The organism is Brevibacillus fulvus (assembly GCF_016908525.1).
In the GTDB taxonomy this organism is placed as follows: Bacteria; Bacillota; Bacilli; order Brevibacillales; family Brevibacillaceae; genus Brevibacillus_G; species Brevibacillus_G fulvus.
Window position 1 is genome coordinate 469,362 of record NZ_JAFBEB010000001.1, and the last position, 13,292, is coordinate 482,653.

At 51.4% G+C, this 13,292-nt stretch carries 12 protein-coding genes; 8 read left to right on the forward strand and 4 right to left on the reverse strand.

Annotated features, from left to right (window positions below; genetic code table 11):
* Positions 1-74 precede the first annotated feature (74 nt).
* Genes JOD01_RS02380 through JOD01_RS02390 form a run of 3 tightly spaced genes read right to left on the reverse strand, consistent with a single transcriptional unit; the run spans position 75 to position 2,605 of the window.
* On the reverse strand, positions 75-863 hold the full coding sequence (locus JOD01_RS02380) for an ABC transporter permease (RefSeq protein ID WP_204516604.1): 789 nt from the start codon (positions 861-863) through the stop codon (positions 75-77).
* A gap of 1 nt (position 864) precedes the next feature.
* Positions 865-1,635: an ABC transporter permease gene (locus tag JOD01_RS02385; protein ID WP_204516605.1), complete on the reverse strand. Its 771-nt coding sequence runs from the start codon at positions 1,633-1,635 to the stop codon at positions 865-867.
* Positions 1,625-2,605, reverse strand: coding sequence for an ABC transporter ATP-binding protein (locus JOD01_RS02390; RefSeq protein WP_204516606.1), 981 nt, complete (start codon positions 2,603-2,605; stop codon positions 1,625-1,627). The genes JOD01_RS02385 and JOD01_RS02390 overlap by 11 nt, the downstream gene beginning before the upstream one ends.
* Before the next feature lie 138 nt (positions 2,606-2,743).
* On the opposite strand from JOD01_RS02390, the gene JOD01_RS02395 reads away from it, so the two are divergent.
* Together JOD01_RS02395 and thiM are read left to right on the forward strand one after the other, a co-directional pair.
* Positions 2,744-4,003, forward strand: a complete 1,260-nt coding sequence (locus tag JOD01_RS02395) for an erythromycin esterase family protein (RefSeq protein ID WP_204516607.1) — start codon at positions 2,744-2,746, stop codon at positions 4,001-4,003.
* A 100-nt stretch (positions 4,004-4,103) separates the two neighbouring features.
* Positions 4,104-4,913: a hydroxyethylthiazole kinase gene (gene thiM / locus JOD01_RS02400; protein ID WP_204516608.1), complete on the forward strand. Its 810-nt coding sequence runs from the start codon at positions 4,104-4,106 to the stop codon at positions 4,911-4,913.
* 64 nt (positions 4,914-4,977) lie between these two features.
* Here the strand turns inward: thiM and JOD01_RS02405 are convergent, their stop codons facing one another.
* Positions 4,978-5,967 (reverse strand): SMP-30/gluconolactonase/LRE family protein, encoded by a 990-nt coding sequence (locus JOD01_RS02405; protein ID WP_204516609.1) that lies wholly within the window; start codon positions 5,965-5,967, stop codon positions 4,978-4,980.
* A gap of 195 nt (positions 5,968-6,162) precedes the next feature.
* On the opposite strand from JOD01_RS02405, the gene JOD01_RS02410 reads away from it, so the two are divergent.
* The 6 genes from JOD01_RS02410 (at position 6,163) to JOD01_RS02435 (ending at position 13,267) form a co-directional block, all read left to right on the forward strand.
* The gene (locus JOD01_RS02410) at positions 6,163-7,164 is read left to right on the forward strand and encodes an LCP family glycopolymer transferase (protein ID WP_204516610.1); all 1,002 of its coding nucleotides are present in this window, start codon (positions 6,163-6,165) and stop codon (positions 7,162-7,164) included.
* Positions 7,165-7,434: 270 nt separating this feature from the next.
* A complete protein-coding gene (locus tag JOD01_RS02415) occupies positions 7,435-8,148 on the forward strand; it encodes a YveK family protein (RefSeq protein ID WP_204516611.1) in 714 nt (237 codons plus the stop codon).
* Entirely contained in the window at positions 8,145-8,837 is a 693-nt protein-coding gene (locus JOD01_RS02420) for a CpsD/CapB family tyrosine-protein kinase (protein ID WP_239565122.1), read from the forward strand. The genes JOD01_RS02415 and JOD01_RS02420 overlap by 4 nt, the downstream gene beginning before the upstream one ends.
* 10 nt (positions 8,838-8,847) lie before the next feature.
* A complete protein-coding gene (locus JOD01_RS02425) occupies positions 8,848-9,612 on the forward strand; it encodes a tyrosine-protein phosphatase (protein ID WP_204516612.1) in 765 nt (254 codons plus the stop codon).
* A 23-nt stretch (positions 9,613-9,635) separates the two neighbouring features.
* A complete protein-coding gene (locus JOD01_RS02430) occupies positions 9,636-11,963 on the forward strand; it encodes a nucleotide sugar dehydrogenase (RefSeq protein ID WP_204516613.1) in 2,328 nt (775 codons plus the stop codon).
* Positions 11,960-13,267 (forward strand): lipopolysaccharide biosynthesis protein, encoded by a 1,308-nt coding sequence (locus JOD01_RS02435; RefSeq protein WP_204516614.1) that lies wholly within the window; start codon positions 11,960-11,962, stop codon positions 13,265-13,267. Before JOD01_RS02430 ends, JOD01_RS02435 begins: the two co-directional genes overlap by 4 nt.
* The last annotated feature ends 25 nt before the right edge of the window (positions 13,268-13,292 follow it).

The following is a 13,292-nucleotide window of genomic DNA, read 5'->3' on the forward strand; positions in this document are numbered from 1 at the left end:
GGATTCGCCCGGCAGCATACAAATCGCGCAGGCACCACGTCCCTTTTCTCATTAGTCTTTTGCCGATTCCCGTCTCAACTGCTGGCGCTCGTATAACTTCGCAAGGCATATCGCCAAAACAGGCGGGACAGCCAGAGAAAGATACCGGCGACAACGACCGTGATCAGCGTCGCGCCAACGCTCCAGTTGCCAAGCAGCGCGCTGGCCGGCGTACTGGTGATCAAGGCCGCCGGCAAAACGTAGGTTAGCACGATCCGCAGCCAACCGCGATACGTCCCGATCGGAAACCGGGTTGTTTCAAAAAAGGAGTTAAAAACAAATGACAAATCATCGATTTTGATCACCCAGAAGGCGGTGGTCATCAACAGCATCCACAGGGCGTAAATCAACACGAGCGAAGCAAACAGCGTAACGAGAAAGATCAACAAATCGCTTAACGTGGGCACGTATCGTTTCACCCACAGCCCGTAGGCGACCAGTCCCAACCCCAGCAAGACATCGACGAGCCGCCAGAAAACAAGATGGCGAAAACTGACAAAAAACATCGAGTCAACCGGTTTGGTCAGCACATAATCGAGCGTTCCTTTGCGAATATTCTGCAGCAAGCGCGACATATTCGGTTTGAGGGCAAAATCGATCAGTCCTTGCAACGTGTTGAAAATGCCCAACAGTACCAGCACGTCTGCATACGGCCACCCGCCAAGCTGATCGGTTTGAAAAAAGAAAATTTGGATCGTTAAAATCGCGATGGCAATTCCGAACAGACTGGACAGGAGATTGCCCAAAAATTCACTGCGGTATTCAAGTTCTTCGACCAAACAAGTGCGAAAAAACTCGCGAAATATCCGTAAATTCCTCCGCATGTCAGCCTCCTACAGCCTGATTTTTTTTCAATCCGCGTTTCCACAACGCGAACGTCAGCGCAAGAAAACAAAGCATCCAAAAAATCGCGAGCAGAAAGCCGTCCCCTGCCGTGCCGTGAACGTCTCCGGTCAACAGCTCGACGGGAAAGCCGACCATATAGCGGAACGGCAAGTAAAAGCTGAGCTGCTGGATGACCGGCGGAAGAAAGGAAAGCGGGGCGATCCGACCGGAAAAGAACAGCGAGATCGCTTCGAGCATTCCGTAAATGGCAGTTACTTTCGTCACCCAGAAACCGAGCAACCCGAATGAGTAGCTGAACAAAAAACGGATCGCGGAGGCAATGAGCAAAGCGAATACAAACAGCGCCAATTGCCCCCAATCCAGTTTCAGGCGCAAGGCCGGCACAAAAATGGCGGCAACCAGCCAGACCGGCGCGAGGATCACGAAAAAGACGAGTTTATACACGAGATTTTCCGCAATCGCCCAGTGGACGTGCGCAAACGGCCGGACGATATAATAGGAAAACGAGCCTTCGCGGATTTCGCGGTCGAGTTCCCAGACATCCCATGCCGTCGTGAGCCGCTCTACTACAATCAAGGAAGCAAAATAAAGGATAAAGGTGGCAGAGGCCTCGCGATCAATATTCATCCAGACGAGCATCGTGATCAACGGCTGCGTCATCGCGCCGAATACCCAGACCAGTGAAGCCAGGCGGTATTCAAACATCTCCACCCATTTCATCCGGAGCAATACGGCATATTTATGAAGCATGGACTTCCTCCTGAAACGCCAAAGTAATCACTTCTTCCATCGGTGGGTCCTGGATGTTGAGATCGGCGACGGAAAAATCGTGCAGCAGTCGGGCAGATACATCGGTTACCCGTTCGCGGGCCACTCGCAGCGACACTTTGCCTTCGTCCACGCCAACCAATTCCCCGTATTTTTCCCAGGATACGGAAGGGACTTCCGGCAGGCGAACTTCAATCAACTTATAGGGCGTCAGCTTTTCGGACAAAATCTGCAAATCGCCGTCATAGAGCAGTTGCCCGTGGTTGATAATCATGACCCGTTGGCACAGGGCGGTGACGTCTCCCATATAGTGAGAGGTCAGCAAAATCGTCGTATTGTGCTCTCGATTGTATTTGGCAATAAACTGGCGAACTTTTTCCTGGGTATGCACATCAAGACCGATCGTCGGTTCATCGAGAAACAGCACTTTCGGCTGGTGCAAAAGCGTAGCGGCCAGTTCGCATTTCATCCGCTGGCCAAGCGACAGGCTGCGGGTCGGTTTGCCGAGCAATGGCTGCAATTCCAGCAATTCGACCAATTCCTCCAAAGTGCGTTGAAAGGCGCGCTCCTCGATTTCATACACCGCCTTGTTGACAAGGAATGTTTCCATCGGCGGGATGTCCCAGATCAACTGGCTTTTTTGCCCCATGACCAGGCTCATCATTTTTTTAAACTCAACCTTTTGCTCGAACGGAACAAACCCTTCCACCAAGATCTGTCCGGCAGTCGGATACAACAATCCGGCCAGCATTTTGATCGTGGTCGTTTTGCCGGCTCCGTTTGGTCCGAGAAACCCGACGATTTCCCCTGACTCAATCTGGAAAGAAATATCTTTTACCGCCTCTACGGTGCGATATTCGCGATGGAATAGACTGCGCAAAGCATCTATCCAACCGGCGTTGCGAACATGGACCTGAAAGTTTTTTTGCAAATGTTGCACGTGAATCGACATCGGTTTCCCCCTTATCTGCCATTCAAGTTTTCTCTGATCATGCACATGTATTTTTTGCATGGTTTTTCTTATAAAACGCGTCGAGCGGTGAAACGATATATCCGAATCAGAACATGAGACGAAAGAAGGCCATACGGAATGGATAAGAAGCAATGGATTGCGCAGATCCAACGGGATGCGTTTACTTTTGAACAATTTGATTGTACGCCATTAGTCAACGCCATCGGGGAGGCGAAACTGGTCTTGCTTGGGGAAGCCACCCATGGGACTTCCGAATTTTACACCATTCGTGCCGAGATCACAAGAACCTTGATTGAGCAAAAGCAGTTTTCCTTTATCGCCGTTGAAGGGGACTGGCCTTCCTGTTACGTGCTCAATCAGTATGTAAAAGGTTACCTTGAAACCGAAGACGTCGAGGAAGTTTTGCAGGCTTTCAACCGTTGGCCGACCTGGATGTGGGCCAACCGGGAAATCGCCGAATTGGCCAAATGGCTGCGCGCGTACAATGCGGGGTTGGCGGATGAGCAGAAAGTCGGCTTTTACGGCTTGGATGTTTACAGCTTGTGGGAGTCGATTGACGAGATTATGCGATATTTGAAAAAAACGAACTCACCTGAACTGGAAACCGCTAAAAAAGTGTTTTCCTGCTTTGAACCGTATCAACGGGACGGACAGGAATATGGCATTTCGGCGGCTTATTTTTCTTCCGCCTGTGAAGAAGAGGTCGTCCAACTGCTGCTGGAGCTGCAGCAGAAAAAACGCTGGGAACAAGGAGATCGCGAAGCTGCGTTGAATATGGAGCTGAATGCGCTGGTCGCCCGCAATGCCGAACAGTATTATCGGGCGATGGTGCAGGGGGGACCGCAATCGTGGAACATCCGCGACATTCATATGGTCGAAGTGATCAACCGCTTGCTCGATTTTCACGGCAAACAGGCGAAAGGGATCATCTGGGAACATAATACCCATATCGGGGACGCTCGGGCAACGGATATGGCCGAGGAAGGCGAGATCAATGTCGGACAATTGCTGCGCGAGCAGTATGCTGCCGAAGAAGTGTTCGCGGTAGGCTTTGGCACATATCGCGGGACTGTGATCGCCGCCAGAGGCTGGGGAGAACCGCTGCAACGGATGCAGGTTCCTCCGGCGCAAACAAACAGTTGGGAGGATATGCTGCATGAGGCGGGGCCGGAAAACAAGCTGATCCTGTTTAGCGAAAACCGAGAAGCTTACCGCCAACAGGCGATTGGCCATCGGGCGATCGGCGTCGTCTACTTTCCGGAAGATGAACGCGGAAACTATGTGCCCACGATCCTGTCGATGCGCTATGATGCCTTTGTCTATGTGGAGCAAACGAATGCACTGACGCCGCTTGTGGTCGAGCCGGTCTTGGTTTAGCAAAAGAACTCTTTCGCAACGGACAAGCAAGCTCTACAATGAAAGTGTGGTCTTGAATGATCACGCTTTTTTGATGCAAAAGACAAAGGGTGGAAGCTGAATGGAACAAAAAACCATTGCCGCATTATTGGAAAAAGTGCGGACGAACAGTCCTCTGGTTCACAATATTACTAATGTTGTTGTGACCAATTTTACCGCCAACGGCTTGCTTGCTTTGGGCGCTTCGCCCGTCATGGCCTATGCCAAGGAGGAAGTGGCGGAAATGGCGCGAATGGCTGGCGCATTGACGCTGAATATCGGCACCTTGCAGACAGAAACGGTCGAAGCGATGTTGATCGCCGGTCAAGCAGCAAACGAAGCCGGAGTTCCGGTCATCCTTGATCCGGTGGGCGCGGGGGCGACTGTCTTTCGAACGGAATCAGCCCGAAAGCTGCTCACTCAGGTAAACGTTTCGCTTTTGCGGGGGAATGTCGCCGAGATCGCGCATGTCATCGGCGAACGATGGACGATCAAAGGAGTGGATGCCGCGGCCGGGGACGGGGACGTGGTTTCCCTGGCCAAACAGGCGGCGAAGCAGTGGCAGACGACTGTAGTCATTACCGGTAAGGAAGATGTGGCCACCGACGGAGAGCGGGTTTACAAGGTAGGCAACGGACACCCGCTGTTGACGAAGGTTACTGGAACCGGCTGTTTGTTATCATCGGTGATCGCGGCTTTTGCCGCGGTGGAAAGCGATGTGCTTCAGGCCGCCGTCGCCGCATTGGTCAGTTACGGGGTTGCGGCACAGTTGGCTGCTGAACAATCCACAATGGAAGGTCCGGGCAGTTTTCAGATGCAATTTTTGAACCAATTGTCCCGATTGAACGAGCAAGATATTATCCAGTATGCAGCGCTGCAACCAGCAAAATAATTCAGACAGAAACAAGCCATCGACGGTTGATCGATGGCTTGTTTGTTCCTTGTGTAAAGAAGGATTATTGACCGATGCTGATCTCGGCGATGGACGCGCCGATGCCCGGTTTGTTGTCTTTATTGACCCCGCGCGGTTGGTCGTAATTGCTGATGTAAAGCGTGTTGCCGTTGCGATGCAGGCTTGCCGGAAACTCGAGTTTTCCACGGTTGTCATTGACAGCGACATCGCTCACCCGGGCTTTGCTGGTTACTTTGACAATGGCATTGCGTTCGTTGACGGCTACATATAAATCCCCGTTTGCGGCAAAGGTGATGCCATCCGCTCCGTACAGCAACGGGCTTTTCACAAACCGCTCCAATTGGCCAAAGCTGCCGTCCGCTTTTATCGTCACGCGATTGATTTCACCAGAACTCGTATTGGAAATATAAAGGCGATGGTCTGGACCGAAAGCCAGTCCGTTCACGGTAATCGGCTGCGAGGTCCGTTCCGGTTTCAAACCGGTGGCCCATGCCGTTACCTTGCCATCCGGTTTCACGACGTAGATGTTCCCGGTCGCAGCGCCGCTGACATACAAATTCCCCTTTTGGTCAAAGACGAGACCGTTTGCTCCGTTTACACCGCGGGCAAATACTTTTACATCATTGGGAATGATCCAACTGCCTTTCAAGTCAATTGCCGATATCCGATACACTACCCCTTCCTCACCCGGATTTCCCGCACTCGCCAGATACAGATTTCCTTGTTGATCAAAGGCCATGCCGGTTGTCGAACGGGGCAAGAGCGTCAACGCTTCCGCTTTTCCGGTTTCCGTTGAAACGCGGAACAGGCGATGGGAATCCATATCCGCCACATACAAACGTCCTTGGTTGTCCCCGATAATCCCTTCAATTCTCATTCCTGTGGAAAAATACGGGTCGAGATCGGTCAAGATGGAGACTTGCGCTTTTGTTTGCGATACCGCCATATTTTTGGTGCCATCCGCAGCCATTACGGAAGATGCCATCGCCGACAAACTCAAAATAGCCAGTCCCAGGCCAAACCATTTTTTCATTTCAGGTTTCCTCCTTATTCACACTTCGCATACGATCACTATGTTTATTATAAAAAAGGCAAGATCATTCAGAACCAGCCAATTTTCAGTTATTTAACCCGACCATTTGGCAGTTTCGCCAGGCTGTGCTGAACAGGTACCCCCCCGAATAAGATCATTCGTAAGCAGGAAAAACGAAAATAGGGGAGGTTGGCCATGAAACGGTTGCTGAAGATTGCGATGATGGTGCTGTTCGTTGCAGCCTGCGGTTCCGCCTGGTGGTTTTATCACATGTTTCAACATGTGAAAGCAACTGCGGAGCAAATGTACGAGCCATTGCCTGCCCCCAAACCTGCCCCCGGACCTGTACCCCGGAACCCGGCCCCTATGCCGCAACCTGCTGCGACTTCTCAGCCAAAACCGTTGCTGATTCTGCTATACGGCGTCGATCAAAGGCATCAAGCCGGCGGAAGAACAGACACGTTGATTTTGTTAGCGCTCAATCCGGCAAAGAGACAGAGCATGATGCTGAGTATCCCGCGGGATACGCGGACGGAAATTTTCGCGCAAGCCAAGCAGGACAAGATCAACCACGCTTACCAATATGGCGGCAATGCGGCCACGGTCAGAACAGTCGAACAGTTTTTGAACATTTCCATTGATTATTTTATCCAGGTGAATATGGAAGGTTTTGCCCGTGTCCTCGATTCGGTCGGGCCGATTCAGGTGGACAATCCGTTCGCCTTTTCCTATGAAGGCCATCATTTTCCGCAAGGCAGAATTGAGCTGGATGGAGAGGCGGCTTTGGCGTTCGTGCGTATGCGTTATGACGATCCTGAAGGAGATTTTGGGCGAAACAAGCGCCAGCAACAGGTTATCCGAGAGCTGATGAACAAAGGAAAACAAATCGGGACAATCAGCAAGCTCGACGAAATGTTGGCCCAAGTTGGAAGCAGTTTTAAAACAAATTTGACCTGGGAAAATATGCAAGATCTCATGCTCCACTACAAGCCGGCATTGGATCAGGTAGATGCTGAAAAAATCAGCGGGAAAGGAGAGATGATCAACGGCATTTATTATTTCGTTGTCAGCGAGCGGGAACGACAGCGGCTAAAAAACACGATCGAGCAATATTTGGCGCCAACGCCGGACAGTTCGGCGGCCACAGGTATCGCAAGGCCGCTTGAGCAGTCATCTCGCCCTGCTGCAACAAACTGAAATCCGGTACTGCCTTCGCGCACTGTTTGGCTGTAGTTCAGGAAACATTAGGTCGAATGGCGGTGAAAAAGAAAAAGAAAACAGGAAAAATGGAATAAAAAGCAAGCAATCCGTATATCGTGGTATAAATCGTAATGGGACTAGGAGACCTTGTTTCGCTAAAATCCGGCTTTGTTTTCCCGATTCAATCGATCATCTCAAAGATAGCTGGACCAATCAGACAAGGATAAATAAGATCCGAAGAAGTTTTCGGTAAGGAGTAACGACACTATGGAAACGATTGATGTCTCTGCGATAGCCAAAGTTTTGCGAAAACGGGTCAGACTCATTCTGCTGGTGGTCACGCTGTCGGTTGCCATCAGTGGATGGATCAGTTTCTTCGTGCTGGCCCCGCAGTATGAAGCAAAAGCGACGTTTGTCGTCCAGGGAAATAGTCAAGGGGAGGACTCGTTGTACAACGATATTCGCGCCAACCAGGAATTGGTCAAAACATACGGTGCCATTATCAGGAGCAACAGGATCGCAGAAGAAGTCATCCAATCGTTGCAACTTCCCTTGACGCCCGAGCAGCTTCTGAAGAAGATCCGAGTGCAAGAAACGGAACAGTCACTCGTTACAACGATCCGCGTCATTTATGGCGACCCTGCCACCGCCGCCCGCATCGCCAACGGAATTGCCGAATCGTTTAAACGCAATGTTGGTCAGATCATGAAAGTGGATAATGTGACGATCCTTGACGAAGCCAATCCGGAAGGCAAGGCCGTGCAAATTTTTCCCCAACCGTGGTTGTATGTGGCTGTCGTTTTTTTCCTCTCTTTGCTCGGCAGTATCGGATTCTCCTTCTTTCTGGAATATTTGGATCAAACGATTCGCAGTGAAGAACAAATTGAGCAAGTTTTGGCGATTCCTGTCCTTGGTGTTATTTCAACGCTTGAGTCAAGTCAGGGTGGAAAAAACAGGCCGGAGGGGGTAAGTCCAGCTTGAGAGATAAGAAACCGATCATCAAGCTTATTTGCTATACCGATCCAAAAACACCTGCCGCCGAGGCCTTCCGAACATTGCGGACCAACATTCAATTCACCGGCAACGGGCAATATCCAAAATCACTGATGGTTACCAGTGCAGAACCAGGAGAAGGAAAAACGACCACAATTGCCAACCTCGCTGTTGTGTTGGCGCAAACCGGCCTCTCATTGCTCCTCCTCGATGGCGACATGCGCAAGCCAACTATGCATCGTGTCTTTCGATTGCTGAATAGTCGCGGTCTGTCTGATGTTTTGCAGCACGGTATGGACTTGGAGGAAGTGATCCAATCGATTCCCGAAATCGGGATCGATGTGATTACGGCTGGTCCCATCCCGGAAAGTCCCGCCGAATTGATCAGCACCCCGCGTATGCGCAGCATACTCAACCAGCTCACCGAAACCTACGATATTGTTCTCGTTGATACCCCTCCCATTTTGCCCGTAACTGACAGTCAATTGTTTTCCACCATGGTACAAGGTGTGATCTTGGTCATCCGCAACGGCAAGGTAAAAACGACACATGTAAAAAAAGCACAAATGCTGCTGGAACATGTTGGCGCAAATCTGCTTGGTGCTGTATTCAATGACAAGAAAATCGGGAAAGACAGTGCCTACTATTACGAATATACGGAAAAACATAAAGAATAGGGGAAAAGCGATGGTTGACATCCATGCCCATCTATTGCCAGGGATCGACGATGGGGCCAAATCAATGGAGGAAGCGCTTGAAATGGCGCGAATCGCATGGTTGGACGGTATTACCGATATGTTTGTTACGCCGCATTCGCACGATGGTTTGTTCGTAAACCATACAGAACTGATCACAGCGAAGCTGGAACAGTTGCAAGCATTGCTCCGGCTTAAAAAAATTCCCTTACGTTTACATATTGGCGCAGAAATTCATATCCACTCCGACTTGCTGACCAACCTGCGTACGGGAGAACTTCCCACTTTGGGCAATCAGCAAAAATATGTGTTGCTGGAATTGCCGTCGCTGCAGCTTCCCCGCTTTACTGATCAACTGTTGGCAGCGCTTTTGGAACATGGAATAACGCCGATTATCGCGCACCCCGAGCGACTGGTTGTGATCGCCGAACAACCGCAATGGCTGGCGAACTGGATTGAGCGGGGAGCAATTGCTCAGGTGACAGCAGACAGTTTGCTCGGGAAACAGGGAAAGCGGGTCCAGCGCGCAGCAGAAACGTTGATCAGGCAACGGCTTGTTCATCTGCTGGCCAGTGATGCCCATCACGCTGATCGGCGTACTCCCCGGTTGTCTCATGCGTTTGCCCGTCTCCATCAATTGGTATCTGAAGCAGAGGTGCAAACCTATTTGCACAATGGCGAAGCAATCGTGAACGGGCAACCTTGCCGCGTTGTTGAACCAGCGGTGTCAAGCAGACGGAAATGGTGGTTTTGGTAGTAAGAGATAGGGGAGATGGAAGTATGCATATTTGGATGATTGGCTCTGGCTATGTTGGATTAACGACAGGCTGCATGTTTGCTTACTTGGGACATCAGGTGACGCTGCTGGACACGGACGCGGAAAAGATTGCCCGGTTGCAGGCAGGCGAAATCCCTTTTCACGAGAAAGGGTTGCCGGAGGTTTTTGCAGCAGCCCGTAAAAATATGGCATTTACTTGCCGGTGGGATGATTTTTCCACAGGCGCGGATGTGGTCATGGTGGCCGTCGGGACACCTTCCCGGGAATCGGGCGATGTCGATCTTTCCTATGTGCATACGGTTGCGCGGGAAATTGGGCGGCGTCTGATTGCCCGTCACCTGCCCATTTTGCTGAAATCGACCGTTCCGATCGGGACAGCCAAGGAGGTTCAGGCGATTATTCAACAAGAGCTGGACAACCGTGAATGGCCGGGGAGTATCACCGTAATCGCCAATCCGGAATTTCTTCGCGAAGGCGAAGCATTGCAAGACGCCTTTTATCCGGACCGGCTCATTGTCGGAACCGACGATGGACAGTGTCTTTCCACGGTTCATCAACTGTATCAGCCGCTGCTGGAGCAACGGTTTCATCCGCCGGCAGGCGTCTTCAGACCGGTGGGGTATGCGGCGCCTGCCTTGCTGGTTACGAATTCAGCGACTGCCGAAATGATCAAGTACGCCAGCAATGCGTTTTTGGCGATGAAAATATCCTTTATAAACGAATTTGCCAACCTGGCCGACAAAGTCGGGGCCGATATCATCGACGTAGCGAAAGGGATCGGGTTAGACAAGCGCATCGGTCCGCATTTTCTCCAAGCGGGCATCGGATGGGGCGGAAGCTGTTTTGGCAAAGATACGAAAGCGATCGTCCAGTTGGGAAAACAACATGCAACGCCGATGCAACTGATCGAGGCAACGCTGGCGGTGAACCAACAGCAGCGGCAAAAAGTGCTTCATTTGCTCATGGATGAACTGTCCGATCTTCATGGCAGGACGATCGGAATCTTAGGCTTGGCGTTTAAACCGAATACGGATGACTTGCGCGATGCTCCAGCCCTGGAGTTGATTGAACAATTGGCGAAATACGGAGCGAGAGTCAAAGTGTTCGATCCGGTGGCGATGGAGACTTGTCAAAAGCTGTTTCCCACGCTGGATGTGAACTATTGTGACAATGTGGACGCATTGTTTGACGGTACGGATGCGGTCATTCTCGTTACCGAGTGGGAACAGTTCCGCGATCTGCCTTTTTCGCGATTGGGCCAGTACATGACGGAAAAACGGGTGATCGATACGCGAAACTTTTGGGACCCTGCGCGCTTGCGCAATGCAGGCTTTTCGTATCGCGGGATTGGCAGGGGACAGTTGCCTCGCAAAGAGCGTGTGCTTGTGACCGGGGGAGCCGGGTTTATCGGCAGCCATTTGGTCGACCAGCTTTTGGCAGAAGGATTTGACGTGCATGTAATTGACATGTTCGATGATTTTTATGAAATCGCGCAAAAAGAAAAAAACATTCAACACCATTTGCATTCCAGACACTATTCGCTTTCGAGAGTGGATATATGCCAGCGTGACAAATTGGAGGACATTTTTGCAGCGTGGCAGCCGGAGATAGTCATCCATCTGGCCGCGCGCGCAGGTGTGCGCCCATCCGTGCAAAATGCGGCCGCGTATGTGGAAACCAATGTGACGGGAACGCTCCATCTTCTTGATCTTGCGGCGAAATACAAGGTAAAACGATTTATTTTCGGTTCATCGAGTTCGGTCTACGGGTTGAACGACAAGGTACCGTTTTGCGAAGAAGATCCGCTACTTTCCGTCGCTTCCCCTTATGCTGCGACAAAAATTGCCGGAGAATCTTTGTGCCAAAGCTATTCGAATTGTTATGGGCTTGATGTGATTGTCTTGCGCTTTTTTACCGTGTATGGTCCGCGTCAGCGACCTGATCTGGCCATTCATACGTTTGTGCACAAGATGATGAACGATCAGCCCATTCAATTGTACGGGGACGGCACAACCAGCCGCGATTATACGTTTGTCAGCGACATCGTCTCCGGCATCCGCCGCGCGATGGAGGCAGAGCTGTCAGGTTATCACGTGTTCAATCTGGGCAATGATCAACCGACCAAACTGATCGAATTGGTCAACGCACTGGAATGGGCGATCGGCAAAAAGGCGAAAATTGAATGGTTGCCGCTGCAAGTCGGCGATGTCCCGGCAACTTGGGCCGATCTGCAAAAAAGCAGGCAGGTGCTCAAGTACCAGCCGACCGTCACGCTGGAGCAGGGATTGTCGAACTATCTGGATTGGGTACAATCGCAAGCCAAGGGATGAGTATGATCGGTCGCCTGTACCTTTTTTTTCAAAGTCGCTTCCTGAAGCAGATGATGATTGTGATGACCGGAACAGGGCTGGCGCAACTGCTCACCGTCCTGACCGCTCCTCTCCTTGGGCGGCTGTATGAACCGGCTGACTTTGGCCTGCTTTCACTGTATACATCGATTATCAGCGTGCTTTCCGTCGGCATCGGTCTTCGGTATGAACTCGCCATTTGCTTGCCCAAATCGGATGAAGAAGCAGGCAGGCTTCTCCTGTTAAGCGTCCTTGTCGCCGCCGGCTTTTCCGCTGTGGGTTTGATCTTTCTCAGCTGCGGCGGAAGCGGACTGGTCAGCGGAGGGATTCCGGAGAAGCTGTCAGCCTGGCTCTGGTGGGCACCGCTAAGTTTGTTAAGCATCGGCCTCTTTCAAAGTTTGTCCTGCTGGACGACCAGGCGTGAGGCGTATCTGCACTATTCCGCTGCACAGATCAGCCGGTCCGCAGTCGTCAATATCAGTCAACTGTCGGGAGGCTTGCTGCATCAAGGGTTTTCCGGTCTGCTTGCCGGACAGCTGTTGGGGCAAATCGCTGCCGCCGCTGTGCTCGCCGTCAAGACGTGGAAAGAGCAGCCGATGTTCTGGAGGACGCTGTTCTCGCTGGCTGAAATGAAACAGACCGCCATTGCCTACATGCGTTTTCCGCTGTACAGTACCCCGCAAATTTTGCTGAATGCCGTGTCGCAAAACGTCCCGACGTTCTTCTTGATCCATGCGTACGGATCAACGGTTGTCGGCTGGTATGCCTTGGCACATCGATTGATCGAACTGCCGCTGAGCTTGTTGGGACAATCGCTCGGTCAAGTTTATTACCAGAGGGCCGCCAAAATGTACCAAGAGCTGGCCCGCCTTGATTCATTTCTGTTCGTCTCGACTGCCGGTCTGGCAGCTTGCGGGTTACTGCCGGTCATGTTGGTGCTGGTTTGGGGACCGGAACTGTTCGCCTTAGTTTTGGGAACGCAATGGACGGAGGCGGGACATTGCGCACAATGGTTGGCCATTTGGCTGTATCTTGGCTTTGTGAATACGCCCTCAGTGGCGACCGCGCAAATTTACGGCTTGCAACATTTTCTGCTCGGTTATGAACTTGCCCTGACTTGCGCAAGGATCTTGGTTTTGTTTTGGGCAACCGCGACGATGACAGCGATCACCGCCATTGCGCTGTATTCAGTCATCGGCGCCTGCTTTAACGCGTTTTTGATCGTCTATGTGATGGTCTACGGAAAACGAAAACAAAGCCTGCAAAAAATGGCAGGGCAAGTCTAGACGTGCGCGAACAGCAGTTTGGTGC

What these genes read in the sequence shown, in the direction of transcription:
- thiM (WP_204516608.1), top strand. Translation starts at nt 4,104, where the DNA reads ATGGAACAAAAAACCATTGCCGCATTATTGGAAAAAGTGCGGACGAAC.
- JOD01_RS02395 (WP_204516607.1), top strand. Translation starts at nt 2,744, where the DNA reads ATGGATAAGAAGCAATGGATTGCGCAGATCCAACGGGATGCGTTTACT.
- JOD01_RS02425 (WP_204516612.1), top strand. Translation starts at nt 8,848, where the DNA reads ATGGTTGACATCCATGCCCATCTATTGCCAGGGATCGACGATGGGGCC.
- JOD01_RS02410 (WP_204516610.1), top strand. Translation starts at nt 6,163, where the DNA reads ATGAAACGGTTGCTGAAGATTGCGATGATGGTGCTGTTCGTTGCAGCC.
- JOD01_RS02415 (WP_204516611.1), top strand. Translation starts at nt 7,435, where the DNA reads ATGGAAACGATTGATGTCTCTGCGATAGCCAAAGTTTTGCGAAAACGG.
- JOD01_RS02430 (WP_204516613.1), top strand. Translation starts at nt 9,636, where the DNA reads ATGCATATTTGGATGATTGGCTCTGGCTATGTTGGATTAACGACAGGC.
- JOD01_RS02390 (WP_204516606.1), bottom strand. Translation starts at nt 2,605, where the DNA reads ATGTCGATTCACGTGCAACATTTGCAAAAAAACTTTCAGGTCCATGTT.
- JOD01_RS02435 (WP_204516614.1), top strand. Translation starts at nt 11,960, where the DNA reads ATGAGTATGATCGGTCGCCTGTACCTTTTTTTTCAAAGTCGCTTCCTG.
- JOD01_RS02380 (WP_204516604.1), bottom strand. Translation starts at nt 863, where the DNA reads ATGCGGAGGAATTTACGGATATTTCGCGAGTTTTTTCGCACTTGTTTG.
- JOD01_RS02385 (WP_204516605.1), bottom strand. Translation starts at nt 1,635, where the DNA reads ATGCTTCATAAATATGCCGTATTGCTCCGGATGAAATGGGTGGAGATG.
- JOD01_RS02405 (WP_204516609.1), bottom strand. Translation starts at nt 5,967, where the DNA reads ATGAAAAAATGGTTTGGCCTGGGACTGGCTATTTTGAGTTTGTCGGCG.